We start from the raw sequence: 23,463 nt of genomic DNA on the forward strand, positions 1-23,463 counted from the left end.
GTATCGGCGATGACCGACGTGCTACTCACCGTGGGCACCCGGAAGGGGCTCTTCGTCGGCCGCAGACGCGGCGGCCGATGGGAGTTCGAGGGGCCGCGCTTCAACGCGCAGGCGGTCTATTCGATCGGTATCGACACGCGGGGCCCGGCGCCGCGGCTGCTCGTCGGCGGCGACAGCGCGCACTGGGGCCCGTCCGTGTTCCACTCGGACGACCTGGGGGCGAGCTGGACCGAGCCGAGCCGGCCCGCGGTGAGGTTCCCCAAAGACACGGGGGCGTCCCTGGAGCGGGTGTGGCAGCTCCATCCGGCCGGTCCCCAGGCCCCGGATGTGGTGTACGCGGGCACGGAACCCGCCGCGCTGTTCCGCTCCGACGACCGCGGCGAGACCTTCGAGCTGGTCCGGCCTCTCTGGGAGCACCCCACCCGCGACCGGTGGGTGCCCGGCGGCGGCGGTGAGGCGGTGCACACGGTGGTGACCGACCGCCGGGACCCGGCCGCGGTGACCGTCGCGGTCTCCTCGGCGGGGGTGTTCCGCAGCCAGGACGCCGGCGCGAGCTGGACGCCCTCCAACCAGGGGGTGTCGGCGGTCTTCCTGCCCGATCCGCATCCGGAGTTCGGTCAGTGCGTCCACAAGATCGCACAGGACGCGGGCGACCTGGACCGGCTCTATCTCCAGAACCACTGGGGGGTGTTCCGCAGCGACGACGCGGGCGGGAGGTGGAGCGACATCGGGTCGGGACTGCCCTCCGACTTCGGCTTCACGGTCGCCGCACACCCGCGCCGCGCGGATGTGGCCTATGTCTTCCCGATCAACGCGGACGGGGACCGGGTGCCCGCCGGGCGCAGGTGCCGGGTCTTCCGTACGGAGGACGCCGGAGGGAGCTGGGAGCCGCTGTCGGCGGGACTGCCCGAGGGCGACCATTTCGGCACGGTCCTGCGTGACGCGATGTGCACGGACGACGCCGATCCCGCCGGAGTCTACTTCGGCAATCGCAATGGCGAGGTGTACGCGAGCGCGGACGACGGGGACAGCTGGCAGCAGCTCGCCTCGCATCTGCCGGATGTGCTCTGTGTCCGCGCGATCGCCCTCTCCGGATAGCCGGGCCACCGGATGACCGGGTTGTGGAGCGGTCGGCAAACGCCGCGTGGCGAGGGCCTGTTGACGGGTGCGTGCGAAGGCGGGCCGTTCGCGGCAGTAGAGTGGCGCCCCGTGGCAGCAAGACCGTTGAATGAGATTGTCGAGCCCGGCTGGGCGGACGCACTGGGCCCCGTGGCAGGACGCATCACCGAGATGGGTGATTTCCTGCGTGCGGAGATCGCCGCCGGGCGCACCTATCTGCCGGCCGGACCGAATGTGCTGCGGGCCTTCCAGCAGCCCTTCGACGAGGTACGGGTCCTGATCGTGGGCCAGGATCCGTATCCGACGCCGGGACACGCGGTGGGACTGAGCTTCTCGGTCGCACCCGAGGTCCGGCCCCTGCCGGGCAGTCTGGAGAACATCTTCCGGGAGCTGCACACGGATCTGGCGCTGCCCCGGCCGTCCAACGGCGATCTGACGCCCTGGACGCGTCAGGGGATCCTGCTGCTCAACAGAGCGCTGACCACCGCGCCCCGCAAGCCGGCCGCCCATCGCGGGAAGGGCTGGGAAGAGGTGACGGAGCAGGCCATCCGCGCCCTGGTCGCCCGGGGCAAGCCCCTCGTGTCGATCCTGTGGGGGCGTGACGCGCGCAATCTGCGGCCGCTCCTCGGTGACTTCCCCGCGATCGAATCGGCCCACCCCTCCCCCATGTCGGCGGACCGCGGCTTCTTCGGGTCGCGTCCGTTCAGCCAGGCCAACGACCTGCTGGTCCGCCAGGGCGCGCAACCGGTGGACTGGCGGCTGCCATGAACCGGGTGCCGCGGTGAAGCGGGCGCCCCGATGACCGGGGAGCGGCGATGAGCTGGGTGCTGGGTGTGGACTCGGGCGGCTCGGGGCTGCGGATCGCGCTCGGTTCGACGGCCGGAGGCCGGTCGACCGGAGTCAGGACGGTCGGCACCACCGCCGCCGGGGAGCCGGTGCGTACCGGGCCCACCGGTATCGACCCCGGGCATCTGCTCGCCCAACTGCTGCCCGCCGTGGAGGCACTGCTCACCCGGGCCGGTACGGACACCCTGTCCGCCGTCGCGATCGGCGCGGCCGGGATGGCGACGCTCGGCGACGGGCTCCGGGCCGAACTGCCCGCCGCGCTGGAGCGTTCGCTCGGGGTGCGGCGGCTGGCGCTGGCCGCGGACGCGGTCACCGCCTACGCGGGAGCGCTCGGGCAGAGCCCCGGGGCCACCGTCGCCGCGGGTACGGGCATGATCGCGCTCGGCACGGATCTGACGGGCTGGCACCGCGCGGACGGCTGGGGACATCTCCTCGGCGACAGCGGCGGCGGTGCCTGGATCGGGCGCGCGGGGCTGGAGGCGGGCATGCGCGCGCACGACGGCCGACGGGGCGGTTCACCCGCACTGCTGTCCAGAATGGAAGCGGTTTTCGGGCCCGCGGCCGAGCTGCCGGGGCTGCTCTATCCACGGACGGACCGGCCCGCCGTACTCGCCTCGTTCGCCCCGGAAGTGGCCCGCTGCGCGGCCGGTGATCCCGTCGCCGCGGAGATCCTCGCGCGCGCCGCGCGGCATATCGCGGAGGCGGCCACCGCGGTCTGTCCCGCTTCCGGCACACCCGAAGTCGCCCTCACCGGAGGGCTGTTCAAGCTGGGCGACCCTCTGCTCGTACCCCTCAGGGCGGAGCTGGCCGAGCAGCTTCCGCATGCCACCACGGTCTCCGCCGCGGCCGATCCCCTGACGGGGGCGCTGCTCATCGCGGCGGAACTCGCCACGGACTCACTGCGGCTGCCGCACGATCCACGGCTGCTCTACGTCCCGACACATCAGGACAGATGAGCGGAAAAATACCTAACGGATAAACAGGGACAGATGGTTCACGAGCGACCCCTCCCCGAACAGCCGCGCCCACAAAACCAGTAGCATTCGACGGCATGAGCACCCCCACTGGGCCCGCATCCGGCCTGCCTGTACGAATGCCGCGACCCCGTCAGTCGGGGCGCCACCGCCGTCCCGAGCCGGTGGCGGCCCCTGAAGGTGCGCCCGCGCTTGTTCTCGCCGTACCCGGCACCCCCTCGGCCGCCGTGCGCGGTCTGGCCGAGGAGATCATCAGCATCGCCCGTTCCGAGCTGCCCGGCCTCGATGCCGTGATCGGTTTCCTGGACGGTGACGACAGCGAGTACGCGACGCTGACGAGCGCCCTGTCGGGGACCGTCGCGCTGCGCACCGACCGCTATGAACTGGCGAAGGCCGCGGGCCGCGAGGTCGCCGAGCCCGAAGGACCCGCCGCCGTCGTCGTGCCGCTGCTCGCCGGTCCCGACAGCGGACTGGTCACGCGGATACGTGAGGCCGTCGCGGAGAGCGGCGCCGTCGCGGAGCTGACGGATGTCCTCGGTCCGCATCCGCTGCTCGCCGAGGCGCTGCATGTGCGTCTGTCGGAGGCCGGTCTCGCCCGCGCCGACCGCGCCCGGCTGTTCACGGTCGCGACGGCGGCCGACGGCATCATCCTGGCCACGGTGGGCGGCCAGGAAGCGGTCCAGACGGCCGGAATCACCGGAATGCTGCTGGCCGCGCGCCTCGCCGTACCGGTGATGGCCGCCGCGCTGGACGAGGAGGGTTCGGTCACCGCGATCGCGGCGCAACTGCGCGAATCCGGTTCGACGCAGCTCGCGCTCGCGCCGTATCTGGTCGGCCCCGAGCTGCCCGAGGGGCTGCTCGACACGGCCCTCAAGGAGGCCGACTGCGCCGCCGCGGAGCCGCTGGGCGCCTACCCGGCGATCGGCAAGCTGGTGCTGTCGAAGTACACGACGGTGCTGGGTATCCCCACGCAGCCGCAGGGGACACCGGCACACTGACGCCAGGCCGACGGATGCCCCTGCGTACGGGACGACGATGTCCCCCGTACGCATGGAAAGGGCCCGCACCGGATCTTCCGGGGCGGGCCCTTCCGTACGCGGTCCGACGGCACGACGATCCGACGGCACGAGGGTCCGACGGTCCGCCCGGCCGGAGCGACGCAGTGGCCCGTAGGGCGGTCGGAGCGGCTGCCCGCGGCTCGGTCAGCGGTCAGCGGTCAGCGGTCAGCGGTCAGCGGTCAGCCGAAGATCACGCAGGAGGCGGCGGGGGCCTCGATGGAGCCCGCGCGGGCCGGGATGCCGGTCGTCGGGTCGAGGTCGAACCAGGTCACGTCGCCGGAGTGCTCGTTCGCCGCGTACAGTCGACGGCCCGTCGGGTCGAGCACCAGATCCCGAGGCCAGGTGCCCCCGCACGGCACGGTGGTGACCAGTTCCGCCTTCTCGTGGGTGGCGTCGAGCGCCAGGACGGCGATGCTGTCGTGTCCGCGGTTGGCCGCCCAGACGAAGCGTCCGTCCTGGGAGACGACCACCTCGGAGGCATAGCTCGCGACGTCGGCGCTGTCGGGCAGAACGGGGGCCTCACCGACCGGTTCGAGCACACCGCCCGCCGCGTCCCAGCGGCAGAGGGTGAGGGTGGGTTCCAGCTCGTTCAGCACATAGGCATGGCCGCCGGCCGGGTGGAACGCGAGATGGCGGGGTCCCGTGCCGGGGCGCAGCGCCGTCTCGCCGTGCGCCGTCAGCTCCCCGGAGGCGGGGTCCAGGGAGGAGATCCGTACGGAGTCGGTTCCGAGGTCGGTGACCAGGATCCAGCGCCCGCTCGGATCGGCCAGCACCTGGTGCGCGTGCGGACCTCGCTGCCGCTCCGGGTGCGGTCCCCCGCCTTCGTGCCGGAGCACCCCGGTGGCACTCAGCAGCCCGCCGTCACCGCCGACCGACAGGGCCGTGACACTGCCGGAGCCGTAGTTGGCGGTCAGCAGATGGCCGGCCGTCAGCGTGAGGTGGGTGGGGCTGGACCCGCGTACGGGTACGGGATCGCCGATCAGCCTCGGCACTCCGTCCCCGGCACCGGTTCCTGCGGGGGCCGTGAAGGCCGCCGCCGCGCCCTCGTCCGTCTCGGAGACCGCGTAGAGCACGGACCCGTCCGGCGCGAGGGTGAGGAAGGAGGGATCGGCGACCGCGTCGGTCGCTCCCCGCTCCGTCAGGGCCCCGGTGTCCGGGTCCACGGCCACGTGGATGATGCCCCGGCCGCCCGCCGAGGTGAACGATCCGATGAAGGCCCGCCCGTCGTTCCTGCCGCTCACGTGTGTGTCCCCTCTTCGGCTGAACCTCAACGACCGATCCGCTGATGTCCGGCCGACGGTAGCAGGCGGTCTGGACCAATCCCCGGGGCCGGAACGGGATCGGCCGGAACGGGATCGCGGCGGGGGCGGGCGGGGCCGGGGGCGGCCGGGGCTTCCTCGCTTGGCGCGCCGGACGCCTTGGCATGCTGGACCGCATGAGCACTTCGCGTATTCCGGCGGTCATCTTCGATCTTGACGGAACACTCGTGGACAGCGAGCCGAACTATTACGAAGCCGGGCGGCAACTCCTGGCCCAGCACGGCGTCACGGACTTCACCTGGGAGCACCACACCCGCTTCATCGGGATCAGCACCCGGGAGACCCTGGAGGTCCTGCGCCGGGAGTACGCCATCGACGCGCCGGTCGACGAACTGCTCGCCGAGAAGAACCGGCTCTATCTGGAGCGGGTGCGCACCTCGACGGAGGTGTTCCCGCAGATGCGGACGTTCGTGGAGCGGCTGCACACCGAGGGCGTGCCGCTGGCCGTGGCGTCCGGCTCGTCCCGCGCCGCCATCGATCTGGCCCTGCGCGTCACCGGTCTGGACGGGTACTTCACCGCGACGGTCTCCGCCGAGGAGGTCGCCCACGGCAAACCGAGGCCGGACGTCTTCCTCGAAGCGGCGCGTCGGCTGGGCACGGCGCCCGCCGGATGTGTGGTGGTGGAGGACGCCGGCCCCGGTGTGGTCGCGGCACACGCCGCTGGAATGCGCTGTATTGCGATCCCCTACGTTCTGACCACCGTGCCCGACCCGGAGTTCGCCACGGCCGGGCTGTTCTTCCCCGGCGGACGGAGCGAGTTCACGGCGGGGGCCGCGTACACCTGGCTCGTCGGAGCCGACGGCACCGGGCCGGACGGCGCCGTGAACGGTGCCCGGTAGGGGCCGGGCCCCAGGCCGGGACCGTCGCGCCCGCGCGGCTCAGTCCTCCGCCCCTGTCGTGGTCGCGGCGGGCCGCAACACGGGATCGCGGTCCACGGCCCCGGTACGCGGCAGGAACGCGACGGCGAGGACGAGCGCCGGCAGCAGAGCGGCGGCCAGATGCGTCCTGCGGCGGTACGGGACGAGGAGGAGCCGGGCCCGGTCCGGGGAGACCGGCCGGCCCGCCGCGCCCGGTTCGATCACCACGCCCCGTTCAGCCGGGCCCCGTTCAGCCGCGCCCCGTCCGGCCGCGCCCCGTCCGGCCGCGCCCGGTTCTGCCGCGCCCCGTTCGGAGCGGCTCTGTACGGGGGCCGGCGCGCCCCACAGCCGGAGCCATGACCCGACCAGCAGCGGCCAGAGAAGGACCACGGCCAGGACCACGGTCCACCGTGGCCAGGAGAGAAGGTGCAGGTGCGCCAGGTCGAGAGCGATGGCGACCGCGGTGCGCGGGGCGAACCCGTTCAGGATCAGACTGGGAACGGCGAAGACCGTCACGACCACCGCGTGCAGCAGCAGGGCGATCGGTCCCGCGAGCAGCAGGAGCACCGGTGCCACCGGCCGGTGCGCGTGCTCGACGAACCACCGGCGCAGCGCCCTCGGCGGGTGGTACAGCTTGCCGGTCATCGGGCGCGGCCCGGACGCCCTGGTCGCGTCGAGCGCCTCCAGCACCGTGCGCCGTCCGGCGCCGGCCACCGCGTACCGGTCCGCGGCCAGCTCGGCGCACCACAGGGCCACGACCGGGACGATCAGGACCTCTGGCAGCCGTGCCACGGTCGTGAGCACCTGCGCGAGGAAGAACGGCGCGCTCGGCGCGTAGATCAGGAACAGCCAGACCAGCGGGCCCACCGCGCACACCAGGAACACCACGGGCCAGGCGCCGACCATGCCGGTGAACGGGCTGCCCAGACCGGTGATGAGGTGTTCGCCGCCGGTGAGATGGCCCGCCTCGTGGAGCAGCAGGGCGCGGGCCCGGTCCCGGTCGCTCTCCCACAGCGCGAGAAAACCGAGGGACACGGCGATCCGCCGGCCGCGCCAGCCCCGTGCGTACACCCGGATCGACGGGCCTCGGGCGCGCATCGAGACCATGAGGACCGTCCCCGGCGCATGCTCGTCCAGCAGGCGCCGCAGGGAATCCATGGCGGGATCCGGGCCGCCGGCCGCGCTGTCACGGGGGTCGACGAGGTGGTGGCGCCACTCCGTGTACCGGCCGCGCAGATGCGGCAGCAGTACGGCGGCCACCCCGGCCGCCACGAAGAGGACGGGGATCGCCTGGCTCACGAGCATGACGCGCAGCGCGGTGAACGCGGCGCCGGAGACGGTGGCGGAGTCGTACGTCCCCTCGCTCCAGACGTCCTTGAGCTGCTCCCGCCACCAGACGAAGGCGGCGGGCGTGTCGTAGAGATAGCTCGCCATGGCGAGCCACAGCCAGGGCGGCGGGGGCAGGGCGAGCCCGCCGGAGGCGGGCGGCCGCTTCACTCCTCGCCCGCGGGAAGACCGGGGCCGCGTCCCGACAGCCGGGTGGCCAGCCGGCGCCTCAGCCCGCGGACCGCGGACATGGGCGAGCGCGCGGGCGCGGGTGGCGGCGCGGGGGCCGACGTGGAGGCCGACGTGGAGGCCGACGCGGGAGTGTCCGGTGGCAGATGGCCCGCCAGGATGCCGAGGAAGGCGGCGGCGCCCGCGTCGCGGCCCTCGTACAGGGCCGCGACCGCTTGCGCGGCGGCCCGGTCGGCCGGTCGGCGTGCCATACCGCCGGCCTGGAGACACCGGGACACATGCACCACCGCACCGGCGAGAACGGCGAGATCCGTGGCCCCGGCCCCACCGGCCACACCGACCCCGCCCGCCTCGCCGACCCCGCCGACCGTCGGCCTCACCGGAGCGTGGTCCGTTTCGCCGCCGCCCGAGCCGACCGCCGGGGCCGCCCCCGAGCCCTCGGTACGCGCCGCGCCCGAGCCCTCCGCAGGGGCCGCCCCCGAGCCCTCCGCAGGGGCCGCCCCCGAGGCCTCCGTACGGGCCGCGTCCGGTCCCCCGTCCGCGCCGGGTGTGCCGCTCGCGTCACGCGCCGGGGCCGGGTCCGCGCCCCGTGTCCGGGACGCCTGCCGTTCCTCCAGAGCGAGCAGCAGCGCCGCTCCCGACACCGCGTTGCTGACGGCGGCCGAGCCCAGGGCCGCCACCACCAGGTCGTACGACACCGCGAGCGCGTGCCAGAGGGTGGGGAGGAGCGTGGCCAGTTCGCCTCCGGCACCGCCCGGTGCCGCAGGCGCGGAACGCAGCAGTCCACGGCGGCCCCGGCCGCCCCCGGCGTAGACCCGTGCCGTGAGCCCGGCGAAGGAGATCTCGTTCGGCGCGACCGCCGTGGCGATCCGCCCGGCCCAGGAGTCCAGCAGTTCGGCCCGGTCCGCGTCCGCGTCCGCGTCCGTGACAGCCGCGGACCGGCGACCGTTCTCACGACCATTCGACACGGAAGCTCCTGGTCCCGTCGAGCGAGGTACCGCTGAGGGTCAGTGAGGCCGATTCGTCGGTCACGGTCCCCTCCAGCGTGGTGCCTGTCGCCATGCCGTACGGGAAGACCATGTACTCGCTGCACGGGAGGATCGGCTTCGGTACGAAGAGCTGGTTGAGCGCGGCTCCCTCGGCGGCGCCGGAATCGGTGAGGCTTCCCGAGATGTCGCCCGAACCGTCGTCGGAGAGGGACCAGTAGCCGATGGTCACCGCCTCGCCGTCCACCGTGTCCGTCCCGTCGAGGGCGGAGGTCACCCCGAACGCCCCCGCCGGTGTCTGGCTGTCACTCGCCCAGGAGAGATGGAAGCCGTTGTCCTCCCCGCCGACCGGATCATCGATGATCAGCGTCGCCGGCAGCTCGTAGGACTGGGACGACTCCGCGCAGCCCGGGTCCGCGAAGTCGACGCTGATGGTCGCGGTGCCCGTCCACTGGCCACGCGGGACTCCCGATGCCGTGTCCTGCTCCTGCGAGGTGTCCGAGAAGGAGTCGTCCGCGTCGTCGTCCTCCCCGGAAGTGGTGTCGTCCGTGACCGTGCCGGTGGTCTCCTCGACCGGTTCGGAGGTCTCCGCCACGGGCGGCGCGACCTCCGCCGTCGCGGTCGCCGTCGGCTCCGCCGTCGTCGTGTAGCCGCTGTCCGACGGTTCGTCGGACGCGCCCCCGCCGCCGCCACCGCAGGCGGTCAGGGCCAGCAGGCCGCCCGCACAGACCGCGGCGAGCAGCGTCCCGCGCGCGTTCCGCCGTCCGTACCGTGTGACCCGCTCCTGTCGTCGGACCGTCCCCTGCCGTGGGGCCTTCGTCCGCTGTCCGGCCGTCGTCCGTCGTCGCGTCGTCATCGGAACCCCCCTGTCACCGCGCATCCCCCGTCTCCTTCGCACTCGTCCCCGCTTGTCGTCGCACGTCCTCGCTCGTCCTCGCTCATCGGTTCGCCGCACCGGCACCCCGCCTCGCGGAGCGCCGGTACGACGGGTCCCCCCGTACCCCGCGCCCTCTCCTCGCCCGGCGGGCCTGCGCGTTCCCCGCTTCCGCTTCCCGCCCGGAGAGGACCCTGTCCGCGCACGCCCCCCGGCGCGCACGCCCGCGCGGAAGGCGCTACGTCAACTGCCCCCGTACGCCGCCCGGTTGGGGGTACCAAACTAGACGGGCTTTTATGCCATTCCCATCCCAGATGTCTGGGGGTCGTCCTAGCCTGCTCGCGTGACGTCCGCTTCCCGCCCAGACCACGAGAACCACGCCGCCGGACCCGGCCGTACGGGCCGCTCCGGCCGTTCCGGTGCCCGAGGAGCCGCGGTCGCCCCCGCTGCCCGCGACGCGCTGGTCAACGCCCTCGCCCGCCGGCTGCGCGGCACCGAACCGCTCGGCGCGCTCGATGTCCTCCAGGCCGCCGCCGACGCCCTGCTCACCGCCGTGCCGTCCGACATCTGGTGTGCCGTGATGCTCGATCCCGCGACGCTCCTGGACACCGGAGGCCTGCACGAATACGGATTTCCGCGCGAGGTGATGCCGCGCCTGTTCGAGATCGAGCACGCCGATCAGGCCGGTGTCGACAACATCCGCGCCCTCGCCCGCCGTACCACGCCCGTCAGTCTGCTCAGCGATTCCATGGCCGGCCGCGTGGGCGAGAGCGTCTACTACCGCGATGTGCTCCGGCCCTCGGGGCTGGCGGACGAGTTACGGATACTCCTGCGCGACGGCTCCCGTACCTGGGGGCTGTTCGTGCTCTGCCGCGCCGAGGGCTCACGGCCCTTCAGCCCCGCCGAGGTCGCCCTCGCCTCCTCGGTCAGCGCCCCGGCGACGACCGCCCTGCGCCGCTCGCTCCTCCTCGGGGGCATCGACCGCGACGACGTGCCGGACGCCGCGGGCCTGCTCATCATCGACGACGACCAGCGGGTGCGGCTGTGCACCTCCACCGCCGAGCGCTGGCTGAGCCTGGTCCAGGAGGCCCACCCCGCTCCCGGGCACCGGTATCCCTTCACCCTCGCCGCGCTCACGCACAAGGTCCGTTCCGTCGGCCTCGGGGTCCAGGTGCAGTCCCGCGCGATCAGCCGCACCGGACACTGGGTCACCCTCAGCGCCTGGCGCGAGAAGGCGGAGGGCGAGGACTCCGAAGCGCTCACCTATGTCTCGCTGGCCCCGAGCCGCCCCGGCGAACTGACCGCCATCGTGCTCGACGCGTACGGCCTCACTCCGCGCGAGCGCCAGGTCGCCCAGCATGTCCTGCTCGGCCGGTCGACGGCCGAGGTCGCCGACTCGCTCCGCATCGGGGAGTACACCGTGCAGGACCATCTGCGGAAGGTCTTCGACAAGGCGGGGGTACGGAGCCGGCGCGAGTTCACCGGCGAGCTGTTCCAGCGCTGCTATCTCCCCCGGCTCGACGACCCGCCGCTCACGAAGGACGGCCGGATGCGCAACGACTCCCCGGACCGGCCCGAATGAACCGACGTCCGGACGAACCGACGTCCGGACGAACCGGCTCCCGCTCCCGGAGGAACCGGCTCCGGGAGGAACCGACGTCGGCGCCCCGGCGCACCCGCGTGCGGGGATCGTCACGGACAGTAAGTCCCCCCGGACGCTGGTACTCGCGGGGACAGGATGCGCCGCTCGGCTGCCCCTACGCTGGTCACCATGGCCACGGGAACGACACGGACGACGGGAAGCGGACTCGGTGAGTATCTGCGGGTCCGCCGCGAGCGGGTGCGCCCCGGAGATGTCGGTCTGCCCGAAGGGGCCCGCCGCCGGGTGCCCGGTCTGCGGCGTGAGGAGGTCGCGCTGCTCGCGGGCATCAGTGTGGAGTACTACCTGCGGCTGGAACAGGGACGCGACCAGCGCCCCTCCGACCAGGTCCTCGACAGCATCGCCCGTGCCCTGCGGCTCGACACCGACGCCGAGAACTATCTGCGGGAGCTGGCCAGGCCGTCACGGGCCGCGCGCGCCGGGCCGTCCGGGCCGGAGCGGGTCGGCGCGGGGGTGCGGAGCCTGATCGACAACTGGACGACCACCCCCGCCCATGTGCACGGCCGCTATATGACCACCCTGGCGGCCAACCCGACGGCCGTCGCGCTCTCCCGGTTCTTCTCGCCCGGTGTGAACACCCTGCACGCGGCGTTCCTGGAACCCGAGATGCGTGCGCTGTACCGGGACTGGGACGGGATGACCGCCAAGGCCGTGGCGTATCTGCGGTCGGCCGTGGGGAGCGCGGTGGACGATCCCCGGCTGGCCGAGCTGATCGGCGAGCTGAGCCTGCGCAGCGAACGCTTCCGCACCCTCTGGGCCCGGCAGGACGTACGCCAGAAGACCAGCGGGGTCACTCTCCTGCTCCATCCGCGGGTCGGCCCCCTCGATCTCCGCTACGAGAAGCTGGCGCTGCCCGGGGCGCCGGGCCAGGTACTGGTCACGTACCACGCCGAGCACGGCTCCCCGTCCTACGAGCGGCTCCGGCTTCTCGCCCATCTGGCCACCCGCCCCTCCCCCGGTACGACAGTCCCCGGTACGACAGCTCCCGGTACGGCCGCCGCGCGGGGGACGCGGGACGCGCCCGGCCGGGCCTGACGCCACCGGTCGCCGCCTGACGTGTTCGCGTCCCTGTGGGGCAGGGCCCCGTCGAGCGGGGGTGGGTCACGAGATATCTTGATGTCGAGCAATGTTGCAGACGTGCAGACGTGGAGCGGAGCGACCGGTGACTGACTCGACCATCATCTATACGCACACCGACGAGGCCCCGGCCCTGGCGACGTATTCGTTCTTGCCTGTGATCGAGGCGTACGCCTCGACGGCCGGGGTCACCGTGGAGAGCCGTGACATCTCGCTGGCGGGGCGGATCATCGCCAGTTTCCCCGAGCGTCTCGATGAGGACCGGCGCATCGATGACGCCCTCGCCGAGCTGGGCGAGCTGGCCAGGACGCCCGGGGCCAACATCATCAAGCTGCCGAACATCTCGGCCTCGATCCCCCAGCTGAAGGCCGCGATCGCGGAGCTTCAGGAGCAGGGCTACGCGCTGCCGGACTACCCGGACGACCCGAAGACCGACGAGGAGAAGGACGTCCGCGCGCGGTACGACAAGGTCAAGGGCAGCGCCGTCAACCCGGTGCTGCGCGAGGGCAACTCCGACCGCCGCGCCCCCGCGTCCGTCAAGAACTACGCCAAGGCGCACCCGCACCGGATGGGCGCGTGGACGGCCGACTCGAAGACGAACGTCGCGCACATGGACGCCGACGACTTCCGCTCCACCGAGAAGTCCGCGGTCGTCGCCGAGGCCGGCTCGCTCCGCATCGAGCTGGCGGGGGACGACGGGACCACCACCGTTCTGCGCGAGTCGGTGCCCGTGCTGGCGGGCGAGGTCGTGGACGCGTCGGTGCTGCGGGTGGCGGTGCTGCGGGAGTTCCTCGCGGCGCAGCTCGCGCGTGCCAAGGCCGAGGGCGTGCTGTTCTCCGTGCACCTGAAGGCCACCATGATGAAGGTCTCCGACCCGATCATCTTCGGCCATGTGGTCCGGGCCTTCTTCCCCAGGACGTTCGCCGCGTACGGCGAGAAGCTGGCCGCGGCGGGACTGAGCCCGAACGACGGACTCGGCGGCATCCTGAAGGGCCTGGAGTCGCTGCCCGAGGGCGCGGAGATCAAGGCGTCCTTCGAGGCCGAGCTGGCCGAGGGCCCCGCGCTGGCGATGGTCGACTCCGACCGGGGCATCACCAATCTGCACGTGCCGAGCGATGTCATCGTCGACGCCTCCATGCCGGCCATGATCCGCACCTCCGGTCATATGTGGGGTCCGGACGGCAAGGAGGCCGACACCCTCGCCGTCATCCCGGACAGCAGCTACGCGGGCATCTACCAGGTCGTCATCGACGACTGCCGCGCCAACGGCGCCTTCGACCCGGCGACCATGGGCTCGGTGCCGAACGTCGGTCTGATGGCGCAGAAGGCCGAGGAGTACGGCAGCCACGACAAGACCTTCGAGATCCCCGCGACGGGCACGGTGCGGGTCGTCGACGACCGGGGCGAGGTCGTACTGGAGCACGTGGTGAGCGCGGGTGACATCTGGCGCATGTGCCAGACCAAGGACCTGCCCATCAGGGACTGGGTCAAGCTGGCCGTCACCCGCGCCCGTGCCACCGGTGACCCGGCGGTGTTCTGGCTGGACGAGGAGCGCGCGCACGACGCGAGCCTGATCGCGAAGGTCAGGACCTACCTCGCCGAGCACGACACCGAGGGCCTGCGGATCGAGATCAAGGCGCCGGTCGACGCGATCGCGTTCTCCCTGGAGCGCATCCGCCGGGGCGAGGACACGATCTCGGTCACCGGCAATGTGCTGCGCGACTACCTGACCGACCTGTTCCCCATCCTCGAACTCGGCACGAGCGCGAAGATGCTGTCGGTCGTCCCGCTGATGAACGGCGGCGGACTGTTCGAGACCGGGGCCGGCGGCTCCGCGCCCAAGCATGTCCAGCAGCTCGTCAAGGAGAACTACCTGCGGTGGGACAGCCTGGGTGAGTTCCTCGCCCTCGCGGTCAGCTTCGAGCACCTCGCCCAGACCACGGGCAACGCGCGGGCCCAGATCCTCGCCGACACGCTCGACCGCGCGACCGCCACCTTCCTCAACGAGGACAAGTCCCCGAGCCGCCGCCTCGGCGGTATCGACAACCGTGGCAGCCACTTCTACCTGGCGCTGTACTGGGCCCAGGAGCTGGCGAGGCAGACGGACGACACGCGGCTCGCGGAGGCGTTCTCGGCTCTCGCGAAGACGCTGGCCGAGCAGGAGGGAAGCATCGTCGACGAGCTGATCGCGGTGCAGGGCTCGCCGGCCGACATCGGCGGCTACTACCGTCCCGACGCGGTGAAGGCCGCGGCCGTCATGCGCCCGTCGGCCACCTTCAACCAGGCGCTCGCGACCCTCGCCTGAGCCGCCTCCCCTCGGGCAGGCGACCGCCCCGGCTGACCTCCGTCAGCCGGGGCGGTCCCGTTTCCCGGGTGGTCCCGTTTCTCGGGCGGGCGCGCGCGTCACGGGCGGGCCCTGGCGGAACACGCGCCGGCCGGATGCTGTCCGGCCGGACAGCATCCGGGGCGTGTTTCGAGAACTGCTCAGTTCCAGCCGGTGAGTCCCGCGCCGTAGGGATAGAGCGGGTTGCCGTAGGTGGTGGGTACCGGCTGGCCCGCGTCGATCTTCGCCCTGATGTCCGCGCGTTCGGCGTCGGTGGCCCCGAGGTCGTAGGGAAGGTCCCACTTCTCGTTGGCGTCCGCCAGTACGTCACCGCCGCCCGGCTTCAGGATCTGGTCGAGGGAGCGTGGCATCTGCCAGGGCAGCTTCCCCTTCGGTGTGTAGTCACCGAAGAGCAGCGAGGCCGTGGCCGGTCCCACCTCCTCACCGCCCCGGTAGGTGACCACGACGGCGTCGGCCAGACCGTTCCACTCACTGATCACGATCGGCCGGGGCAGTGTGAGGACCACGACCACCGGAATCCCCTGGTTCTTGAAGTTCCGGATCAGCGCGAGCTGGTCGGCGGGGAGGTACGGCTCGGTGTTCACCCAGGAGGTGGCGTGGGTGTACGACGGCTCCCCCACGGCCACGACCGCGAGTTTCGGCGCGGGTCCGGTGTCCTGGTAGACATTGACACCAGCGGTGGAGGCCCTGGCCCTGATGGCCTCCAGGGTGGTCAGCGACCCGTAGTTGGGGTGGAAGTAGCTGGACCAGATGCAGCACGCCGCGCCGTCGGTGGCCCGGGGTCCCGCGACCACGATGTTGTCGCCGCGGTTGAGCCTGACCGGGAGTACACCGTTGTTCTTGAGGAGCGTGTGGGTTTCGCGCGCGGCCTGGTTGGCGAGCGCGGCGTAGCTGGGCTGGTGGAAGCGGTAGGGGCCGTTCACCGGGTCGCCGTACGGTCGCTCGAAGACGCCGAGCTGGAACTTCAGCCGGAGGATCCGGGTCACCGCGTCATTGATCCGGGCGAGCGGTACCTGGGCCTGGAAGCCCGCCATGGTGAAGCCCGCTGCGCCGGGGTCGGCGCCGCCCATCACATCGGAACCGGCGTTGGCCGCGTTCACCCAGGCGCCGGAGGGCAGCCAGTCCGTGGTGATCAGTCCGGTGTAGCCGAGGTTCTGCCGCAGATACGCGAGGATCTTGGCACTGTCACCGGCTCCCGGCCCGCCCGGGTCGAGATAGGAACTGCCCGCGTAGCCCGGCATGATGTTGACGGCCCCGGCCTCCATGGCCGCCCGGAACGGGATCATGTGGTACTTGATGGTCACCCCGTCGTAGACGATGCCGGCCTCGCCTCCGGCGCCTTCGCCCGGCCAGTGCTTGACGGTCGCCAGCACGGAGGCGGGATTGAGTTCGGGACCTCCCTGAAGACCGGACACCAGGGCCCTGAGCTGGGCCGCCACGGCGTCGGCGTTCTCCCCGCCGCCTTCCTGGATACGGGGGTAGAGGACCTTGGTGCCGACCTCCGCGAGCGGTGAGAGCGTGCCGCGCGCGCCGACCTCCAGTTGCTCCTTGCGCTGCATGTCGCCGAGCTGGTGCTCCAGCGTGTGGTTCCTGCTCGCGGCCAGCGTGCTCTGCAACGGATAGGTGGTCTGGTAGCCGGCGGTGGTGTCGCCCGCGGAGACCGGCGGGATTCCCAGCCTGGTGGCCGCCGTGGAGAGCAGGATGTCGTGCAGATCGGCCGGCTGGGCCGGTCCGAAGTGCCAGCCGGACCGGGGGTACGACTGGACGTTGTAGAACATCTGGAAGGCCTTCTCCTCCAGGGTCATCCTGCCGAGGAGATCGCTGACCCTGGTCTCGACCGGCTGACGCCAGTCCTCGTACGGTTCGACGGTCCCGTTCCTGTTCAGGTCCCGGGCGCCGTTGACGATGCCGACGCCGTCGTTCACGGTCTCGACGGCGGGCAGATAGACGCTGAACGTACGGATGTTGGAGGTGGTCTTCGCGCCGGAGCCGCTCACCGCGACGACGAACCACTTGTAGGTCCACCGGTCGGTGATGTCCCACGTCGGTGTGTAGCCGGTGCCGGTGGGTTCGGCGACCTTGGTGTAGAGATCGAGCAGATTGCCCTGGGCGGTGAAGTCGTAGTCGCTACGGGTGACGTTGAGCCACAGCTCGTACCGGACCGCGCCCTGGACGGCGGCCCAGGAGAACGCGGGCCTGCGGGTGTTGGTGATCATGGCCCGGTCCGCCGGTGCGGAGAGCGCGAACTGGTTCACCGCCGCGGGCGCCTTGGTGGGCGGGGAGAGCAGGGGCGCGGTGTCCGAGGTGCTGTCGACGGATCCGAAGACCTGGAACTCCCAGAGCGAGAAGCCGTAGCCGGTGGCCCGGACCGTGCCGTACATCCGTACGTAGCGGGCCTCACCGGTGACGGCGAGCTTCTCGACACCGCCCGCGCCGGTGGTGGTGGAGTAGAGGGTGGACCAGGACGAGCCGTTGTCGGAGACCTCGATGCGATAGCCCGATGCGTAGGCGGACTCCCAGCGCAGCTCGACACCGCTGATCGTGGCCGCGCCGCCGAGATCCACCTGGAGCCACTGGTTGTCGGCGAACTGGCTCGACCAGCGGGTGTCCGCGCGCCCGTCCAGCGCCGCCGCGGGAGCGTTGGCGCCTTCCCACGACGAGGCCGACACCTGCTTGTAGGAGGAGATGGGCGCTCCCGAGGGTCCCCCGCCGGTGCCGCCGGCCGAACCGTAGACCTTGAACTCCCACAGGGAGTAGCCGTAACCGGTGGCCCTGGCCGTGCCGTACATCCGCACATAGCGCCCGGAACCGCTGACGGTGAGCGTCTGGCTGCCGCCGGGCCCGGTCGTCGTGGCGTAGACGTCGGTCCAGTTCTGGGCGTCACCCGACACCTGGATCCTGAACGAGGTGGCGTACGCCGCCTCCCAGTCGAGGACCACCGAACTGATGGCCGCCGTCGCGCCGAGGTCGATCTGAAGCCATTGCGGATCGGCGGCGGCGCTGGACCAGCGGGTGCCGGCGTCCCCGTCGACGGCCGCCGAGGCGGGGGTGCCGGCGTTCTCGGTCGACGAGGTCGTGACGGTCCTGCCCTGCGAGAGCAGGGTGTCGGCCGCCTCCGCGGTACCGGCGGAGGTCCCGACGACGGCACCGCCTGTCGCGAGGCTCAGCGCGACGGCGAGAGCGACCAGGGGTCTGCGGCGCCGGGCGGTCCTGCGTAAGAGGGACAGGAGGCTCATATACATCTCCACGGGGTGTGGTACCTGCCCACCACAACGCCGTGGCACGGTCGGCGACGGCACGCGAAGGGTGGCTGTCGGTGGCTCCGGACTCATCGCTCCAGGACGGGGCGCTCCCTGACGGAACACGTCGGAGAGCGCTCTCCCAGGAGAGTGCGATAATGACTGACCACTGTCAACCCTTGCGGCGAAAGGCGACCACGGCGCCGCCGGGGCCCGTGAGCTGCCCCGGCAGCCTCCTGACGGACGAGCGGGGGCGCCGGGGCGCCGGAGGCGTACAGCATTCCCCGCGCCGCCCGCGCCCCCGCACCCCAGCACCCCCCGCGCCTCCCCCGTACTCCCCGGCTCCTGCGCCTACGCCTACGCCACGGCGATGGACTTCAGCTCCAGGTACTGCGCGAGTCCCGCGGCGCCGAACTCGCGCCCCACACCGCTGGCCTTGTAGCCCCCGAAGGGCGCGTCGAAGCTGAACATCGCGCTGTTGACGGAGAGGGTGCCGGTCCGCACCCGGCGGGCGACCTCCATGGCACGCTCCTGGTCGGCGCCCCACACGGCGCCTCCGAGTCCGTATGGCGAGTCGTTCGCGATACGTACGGCGTCGTCGTCATCGTCGAAGGGGATGACACAGACGACGGGGCCGAAGATCTCCTCCTGGGCGATGCGCATGGAGTTGTCGACGTCCGCGAAGACGGTGGTCCGCACGTAGTTGCCGCCCTCCAGGCCCGCCGGGGTCTCCGGACCGCCGGTGACCAGCCGCGCGCCCTCCTCGATCCCGGTCCTGATGTATCCCTGGACGCGTTCGCGCTGGCCGGGCCGGACCATCGGGCCGATATGGGTGTCCGGCGAGGAGGGGTCGCCCACGGTCAGGCTCTCCGCCATGGCGGCGAGGGCGGAGACCACCTCCTCGTATCTGCCGCGCGGAGCCAGCACCCGGGTCAGACCGCCGCACGACTCACCGTTGTTGCCGAACGTGGCGAACTTGAGGGTCTCGACGACCAGGTCCAGATCCGCGTCGTCGAGGATGATCGCGGCGGACTTGCCGCCCAGTTCGAGGCTGACACGCTTGAGCCGCTCGCCCGCGACGGCGGCGATACGGCGCCCGGCCGCCGTGGAGCCCGTGAACGCGATCTTGTCGACCCCGGGGTGCGAGACCAGGTACTCACTGGTCTCCCGGTCCGCGGGCAGGATGCTGACGACCCCCTCGGGGAGCCCGGCCGCGTCGAAGATCTCCGCCAGGAGAAGCGCGTCGAGGGCCGTTTCCGGCGAGGCCTTGAGGATCACCGCGCAGCCGGCGAGCAGTGCGGGGACCATCTTGACCAGGGCCGACTGATGGGGCGCGTTCCACGGGATCACAGCGGCCACGACACCGACCGCCTCGCGGCGGACGATCGCGCCCGGCCCGTCGGAGTTCCCCACGCGCTCCTCCCACGGCAGCTCGCGGGCGGCCCGCAGATAGGCGGCGGTCTGCTCGGCGAGAGACGGTTGCAGCATCCGCGTGAACCACCGCGCGGAGCCGTTCTCCGCGGTGATCAGGTCCGCGATCTCGTCCGCGCGCGCGGCGTGCAGCTCGCTGAACCGGGCCACGACCGCCTGGCGCTCCTCGGGGCGCAGACGCGGCCAGGGACCGTGGTCGAACGCCTCGCGCGCCTTCGCCACGGCGGCGTCGACATCCGCCGGTCCGGCCTGGGCCGCCCGGCCCACGAGGGACTGGTCGTGCGGGGAGCGGACCTCGATCGGCTTGTCCTCGGAGGGGTCGGCCCACGCGCCGCCCACATAGAGCCTGTCGTAAATGATCATGATGTTCCTCGGGTTCGGTTCGGCACGCGCGGCCGGGGGGGCGGACCGGGGCCACTGGGGGGGGGAATCGCGGGGTCGGGGCCGTTGGAGACGCCGTACGCAAGTAGGTGGTTACCTACATACGACGATAGGACCGCCCGGGAAACTTGGCAAGTAAGCACCTACCTACATATGCTGGGACCATGGTCCGCAACGCAGACGAGACACGGCGCAAGATCCTGGCGGCCGCCACGGAGGAATTCGCCCGCCACGGCATCGCCGGGGCCCGTGTCGACCGCATCACCACGACCGCGGGTGTGAACAACGCGCTGCTCTACCGCTACTTCGGGAGCAAGACGGACCTGTTCGACACGGTGTACAGCCGTCTGGTGGTCGAGATCGTCACGGCCGTTCCCATGGACCCCACCGACCTGCCGGGGTACGCGGGACGCCTGCACGACTACTACGAGAAGCACCCCGAGGTCGTACGGTTCGCCGCCTGGCGCGAGCTGGAACGACCGGGCCACGAGGTCCCCGACGCCGTGGTGCGGGCCCAGGAGGAGAAAGCCGCGATCATCGCAAAGGCGCAGGAGGACGGTCTCGTCACCTCCCGGCTGCCCGCCCACGAACTGCGCGATCTTCTGGTGCTGCTGTCCCTCGGCAGTCTGCCGCTGAACCCCGCCATGGACGCGGCCGTGGACCGGGAGCGCCGGCGCGCCACCATCGTGGCCGCCGCCGCAGCGGTCCTGAACACATGACCCGGGGCCACGGCGCCGTGGGACACACCGCGTACGGGCAGTGTGTGCCCGGCGGCCCCGCCCGGCGGCCCCCGCCCGCGCGGTTCCGGGCCGCGCGGTTCCGGGCCGCGCGGTTCCGGGCCGCGCGGTTCCGGGCCGCGCGGTTCCGGGCCGCACGGTCCGGGCCTCGCGGTTCCGGGGTCTCTCCCGTTCCCTCACCGGTACCGGTCTCACCGGTTCCGTCATCAGTTCCGCCCTCACCGGTTCCGCCGTACGGATTCCGGTGAGCGGTCTCATGCCATCCACGGCCGACAGGGAGTTCAACACGTGAATGTGGTCATCTTCGGGGCGTCCGGCATGGTGGGGCAGGGGGTGCTCCAGGCCTGTCTGCGGGACGAGCGGGTGAGCGGGGTCCTGGCGGTCGTACGCGGCCCGCTGGGGGTGAGTCATCCGAAGCTCCGTGAGGTCGTCCACACGGACTTCACCGATCTCACCGCGATCCGCGACGAGTTCGCGGGCCTCGACGCCTGTTTCTTCTGCCTCGGTGTCTCCTCCGCCGGCCGGAAGGAGGCAGAGTATGTGCGTATCACCCACGACTACACCCTGGCGGCCGCACGGGCGGTGGGCGCGGACAACCCCTCCCTCACCTTCACCTATGTGTCGGGAGAGGGCACCGACACCACGGAGAAGGGCCGTTCCATGTGGGCCCGGGTCAAGGGCCGCACCGAGAACGAGCTGCTCGCCATGCCCTTCCACGCCTATATGTTCCGGCCCGGCTATATTCAGCCCCGTTACGGCGCCGTCTCCAGGACGGCTCTGTACCGCCGTCTCTACCGGCTGACCTCATGGCTCTACCCGGTCCTGCGCCGAGTGATTCCCCGTCATGTGACGACGACCGACCATCTGGGCCGCGCGATGATCGCGGTCACGGAGCTCGGGGGTACGGGTCCCACCGTGCTGTACAGCCCCGACATCAATCGCCTCGGCGACCCGGACCGGTCCCGGGAGAGGGAAGCCTGACACCGCCTCAGGTCCCAGGTCTCAGGTCCCAGGTCTCAGGCGCGGAAGCCGTTGCACAGAACGGAGGTGTACTTCGTCGGGCCGCCCTCGACGTGGTAGAGCACCACCGTCCAGTCGCCCCTGTCGTCCCCCACCGGGATCGCGTCGACGGCCCGTCCCTCGAAGTGGGCCCGGAAGTCGTCGGGATAGGTGAGTTCGATGCTTTCTCCGGAGGACCACCGGGAGAAGAGGTCGACGGGTGCGCTGGTGAAGCCGATACCCCGGGCGACGGACCGGAGGGGCCGGCCGGTGGCGCGGTCCGTCTCGTGCGGGGGCCGCACACCGACCGACACGTAGTACGGGGCGGGCCGCTTGCCCTTTCCTGCGTTCTTGGGGCGCAGCGTCACCGAGGCGGTGTCCGAGCCCGTGGTGTGCAGCACGGAGAACTGAAGGTCCGTCGGCGGTGCGTACTCGGCGAGCCGGGCCAGGTCGCAGTGGCCGATGCCCTGGGCGGCCTGTTCCTGATCCTTCGACAGGGCCCAACGGTCCTGGGAGACACGGTCGTTCAGGATGTGGTCCGGCGGCCGACCGGCCGGACCGGTGGTGGCGGGACCCGTGGTGGCGGGACCGGACGCCTCCGCCGACCAGGAGGCGCCGTCCCCGCCCGTGGGTGCCGCGCCGCGTTCCTGACCGTCCCGCTCCGTGAGCAGCCAGACCGTCGCCGGTACGGCGAGTGCCACCGCGCACACCGCGAGCCAGGCCCTGCCGTGTGCGGTACGGCGCGGGCGGGGGCGGGGATGGTGGTCCTGCAAGCCGTACGGTGTGGTGCCGGGCGGCTCCGGAGACGCGGGCACGCCCGCCCGCTCCGCGGTGTGTTCCCCCGGTCCTGCACCGTCCGACCCGGTGGCTCCCTGCCGTGGCCGGGACCCGCTCTCCGGTGCCGGCTCCGACGGTGGGTGGGCGCGGTCCGGCGAGGCCGGCGCCTTCACCTGCCCGGACACCGGTATGGGCTCGGTGCTCAAGGCCAGCGAGCGGTAGTGGGCATCCGTCGCCAGTGCCGAGTCCACCGCGCAGCCGGCGATCACGGCGGACAACTCCGGCCGCTCCGCCGGGTCCTTGGCGACACACCGCCGGATCAGCGCGGCCAACGGGGGCCGCACCCCCCGCAGATCGATCTCCTCGTGCACGGCCCGGTAGCTCACCACCGCCGGGTCGCCCGTTCCGTACGGGGGCCGGCCGGTCGCCGCGTACGCGAGGGTCGCCCCCAGTGCGAAGACATCGGCCGCGGGCCCGACGTCGTTGCGCACGACGACCTCGGGCGCCGCGTACCCCGGTGTCCCCGGCGCCATCCCCTCCCGGGTGAGGACCGTCTGCTCAAGACCTCGGGCGATTCCGAAGTCGATGAGCTGCGGCCCCTGCGGCGCGAGGATGATGTTCCGCGGTTTCAGGTCCCGGTGCGTGACCCCGTGGGCGTGGACCGCGATCAGCCCCTCGGCGAGCGCGGCGAGCAGCCGCAGCGCGCTGTCCGTCGGGAACGGGCCGCTCCCGGCCACGGCCGCGCCCAGAGTGGGCCCGGACACGTACTCGGTGGCCAGCCAGTAGGGAGGGGTGTCGAGCGACGCCTCGATCAACTGGGCGAGGTAGGCGCTGCGTACGGCCTCCACGGTCGCGGCCTCCCGCCGGAACCGGGCCAACGCCTCGGGCTGGTCGCTCAGCTCGTCGCGGATCACCTTCACGGCCACCAGCCGTCCGCCGGGCGACCGCCCGAGATACACCTGTCCCATGCCGCCCTCGCCGAGCCGGGCGAGAAGCTCGTACGCGCCGATGCGCGCGGGGTCCGACGGTCGCAGCGTGTCCACCGGCACGACTGTGCCATATCCGCCCGCCCACCGGGCACGCGGACCGCGCCCCATGACCGCCGCGCCCGGGGCCCGTTGTCGCCCGGGGCGCCTGTAATCGGACCGGTGTGCCTGCGGTCGCCCGGACCTGTCGGGCCGAGGCCTGTTGTGCCAAGGCCCGTTGTCGCCCGGGGCCCGTCGTCAGGCGCCCGTTGTGCGGGGCCCGTTGTGCGGGGCCCGTTGTGCGG

Annotated in this window: 17 protein-coding genes; 10 read left to right on the plus strand and 7 right to left on the minus strand. The window is 72.1% G+C overall.

Annotated features, from left to right (window positions below):
* Window positions 1-9: 9 nt before the first annotated feature.
* The 4 genes from ACFYYH_RS15415 (at window position 10) to ACFYYH_RS15430 (ending at window position 3,937) form a co-directional block, all read left to right on the plus strand.
* Complete coding sequence (locus ACFYYH_RS15415; protein WP_388550750.1) at window positions 10-1,098, plus strand: WD40/YVTN/BNR-like repeat-containing protein; 1,089 nt, start codon at window positions 10-12, stop codon at window positions 1,096-1,098.
* Window positions 1,099-1,209: 111 nt separating this feature from the next.
* Window positions 1,210-1,887 (plus strand): uracil-DNA glycosylase, encoded by a 678-nt coding sequence (locus ACFYYH_RS15420; RefSeq protein WP_388550752.1) that lies wholly within the window; start codon window positions 1,210-1,212, stop codon window positions 1,885-1,887.
* A gap of 47 nt (window positions 1,888-1,934) precedes the next feature.
* A complete protein-coding gene (locus tag ACFYYH_RS15425; protein ID WP_388550755.1) occupies window positions 1,935-2,921 on the plus strand; it encodes an N-acetylglucosamine kinase in 987 nt (328 codons plus the stop codon).
* Window positions 2,922-3,016: 95 nt separating this feature from the next.
* Window positions 3,017-3,937 carry a sirohydrochlorin chelatase gene (locus ACFYYH_RS15430; RefSeq protein ID WP_388550758.1) on the plus strand — a complete coding sequence of 307 codons (921 nt, stop codon included), beginning with the start codon at window positions 3,017-3,019 and terminating at the stop codon, window positions 3,935-3,937.
* Window positions 3,938-4,176: 239 nt separating this feature from the next.
* Here ACFYYH_RS15430 and ACFYYH_RS15435 read toward each other — a convergent pair whose 3' ends face one another.
* On the minus strand, window positions 4,177-5,238 hold the full coding sequence (locus tag ACFYYH_RS15435; protein WP_388550761.1) for a lactonase family protein: 1,062 nt from the start codon (window positions 5,236-5,238) through the stop codon (window positions 4,177-4,179).
* Between the two features lie 194 nt (window positions 5,239-5,432).
* Between ACFYYH_RS15435 and ACFYYH_RS15440 the strand changes: the two genes are divergently transcribed.
* Window positions 5,433-6,155: an HAD family hydrolase gene (locus ACFYYH_RS15440; protein WP_388550763.1), complete on the plus strand. Its 723-nt coding sequence runs from the start codon at window positions 5,433-5,435 to the stop codon at window positions 6,153-6,155.
* Window positions 6,156-6,194: 39 nt separating this feature from the next.
* On the opposite strand, the gene ACFYYH_RS15445 is transcribed toward ACFYYH_RS15440, so the two are convergent.
* The 3 genes from ACFYYH_RS15445 to ACFYYH_RS15455 are packed head-to-tail and all read right to left on the minus strand — an operon-like array spanning window position 6,195 to window position 9,530.
* A complete protein-coding gene (locus ACFYYH_RS15445; RefSeq protein ID WP_388550765.1) occupies window positions 6,195-7,670 on the minus strand; it encodes a hypothetical protein in 1,476 nt (491 codons plus the stop codon).
* Entirely contained in the window at window positions 7,667-8,656 is a 990-nt protein-coding gene (locus ACFYYH_RS15450; protein ID WP_388550767.1) for a hypothetical protein, read from the minus strand. Before ACFYYH_RS15450 ends, ACFYYH_RS15445 begins: the two co-directional genes overlap by 4 nt.
* Window positions 8,640-9,530 carry a hypothetical protein gene (locus ACFYYH_RS15455; RefSeq protein ID WP_388550769.1) on the minus strand — a complete coding sequence of 297 codons (891 nt, stop codon included), beginning with the start codon at window positions 9,528-9,530 and terminating at the stop codon, window positions 8,640-8,642. Before ACFYYH_RS15455 ends, ACFYYH_RS15450 begins: the two co-directional genes overlap by 17 nt.
* A gap of 361 nt (window positions 9,531-9,891) precedes the next feature.
* Here ACFYYH_RS15455 and ACFYYH_RS15460 point away from each other — a divergent pair, with 361 nt between their 5' ends.
* The 3 genes from ACFYYH_RS15460 to ACFYYH_RS15470 all read left to right on the plus strand — a co-directional run bounded on the left by ACFYYH_RS15460 (window position 9,892) and on the right by ACFYYH_RS15470 (window position 14,590).
* Window positions 9,892-11,130, plus strand: a complete 1,239-nt coding sequence (locus ACFYYH_RS15460; RefSeq protein WP_388550771.1) for a helix-turn-helix transcriptional regulator — start codon at window positions 9,892-9,894, stop codon at window positions 11,128-11,130.
* A 189-nt stretch (window positions 11,131-11,319) separates the two neighbouring features.
* Window positions 11,320-12,243: a helix-turn-helix domain-containing protein gene (locus ACFYYH_RS15465; RefSeq protein ID WP_388550773.1), complete on the plus strand. Its 924-nt coding sequence runs from the start codon at window positions 11,320-11,322 to the stop codon at window positions 12,241-12,243.
* A 127-nt stretch (window positions 12,244-12,370) separates the two neighbouring features.
* The gene (locus ACFYYH_RS15470; protein ID WP_388550776.1) at window positions 12,371-14,590 is read left to right on the plus strand and encodes an NADP-dependent isocitrate dehydrogenase; all 2,220 of its coding nucleotides are present in this window, start codon (window positions 12,371-12,373) and stop codon (window positions 14,588-14,590) included.
* 179 nt (window positions 14,591-14,769) lie between these two features.
* On the opposite strand, the gene ACFYYH_RS15475 is transcribed toward ACFYYH_RS15470, so the two are convergent.
* Both ACFYYH_RS15475 and ACFYYH_RS15480 read right to left on the minus strand, forming a co-directional pair.
* A complete protein-coding gene (locus tag ACFYYH_RS15475; protein ID WP_388550779.1) occupies window positions 14,770-17,865 on the minus strand; it encodes a discoidin domain-containing protein in 3,096 nt (1,031 codons plus the stop codon).
* 360 nt (window positions 17,866-18,225) lie between these two features.
* Window positions 18,226-19,662 carry an aldehyde dehydrogenase gene (locus tag ACFYYH_RS15480; RefSeq protein WP_388550782.1) on the minus strand — a complete coding sequence of 479 codons (1,437 nt, stop codon included), beginning with the start codon at window positions 19,660-19,662 and terminating at the stop codon, window positions 18,226-18,228.
* 182 nt (window positions 19,663-19,844) lie between these two features.
* On the opposite strand from ACFYYH_RS15480, the gene ACFYYH_RS15485 reads away from it, so the two are divergent.
* Complete coding sequence (locus tag ACFYYH_RS15485) at window positions 19,845-20,399, plus strand: TetR family transcriptional regulator (protein ID WP_388550785.1); 555 nt, start codon at window positions 19,845-19,847, stop codon at window positions 20,397-20,399.
* Window positions 20,400-20,705: 306 nt separating this feature from the next.
* Window positions 20,706-21,398: an NAD-dependent epimerase/dehydratase family protein gene (locus ACFYYH_RS15490; protein ID WP_388550788.1), complete on the plus strand. Its 693-nt coding sequence runs from the start codon at window positions 20,706-20,708 to the stop codon at window positions 21,396-21,398.
* A 35-nt stretch (window positions 21,399-21,433) separates the two neighbouring features.
* Here the strand turns inward: ACFYYH_RS15490 and ACFYYH_RS15495 are convergent, their stop codons facing one another.
* A complete protein-coding gene (locus ACFYYH_RS15495; RefSeq protein WP_388550791.1) occupies window positions 21,434-23,236 on the minus strand; it encodes a protein kinase in 1,803 nt (600 codons plus the stop codon).
* Between the last annotated feature and the right edge of the window lie 227 nt (window positions 23,237-23,463).

It is taken from the genome of Streptomyces sp. NPDC002018, assembly GCF_042890865.1.
Classification (GTDB): Bacteria; Actinomycetota; Actinomycetes; order Streptomycetales; family Streptomycetaceae; genus Streptomyces.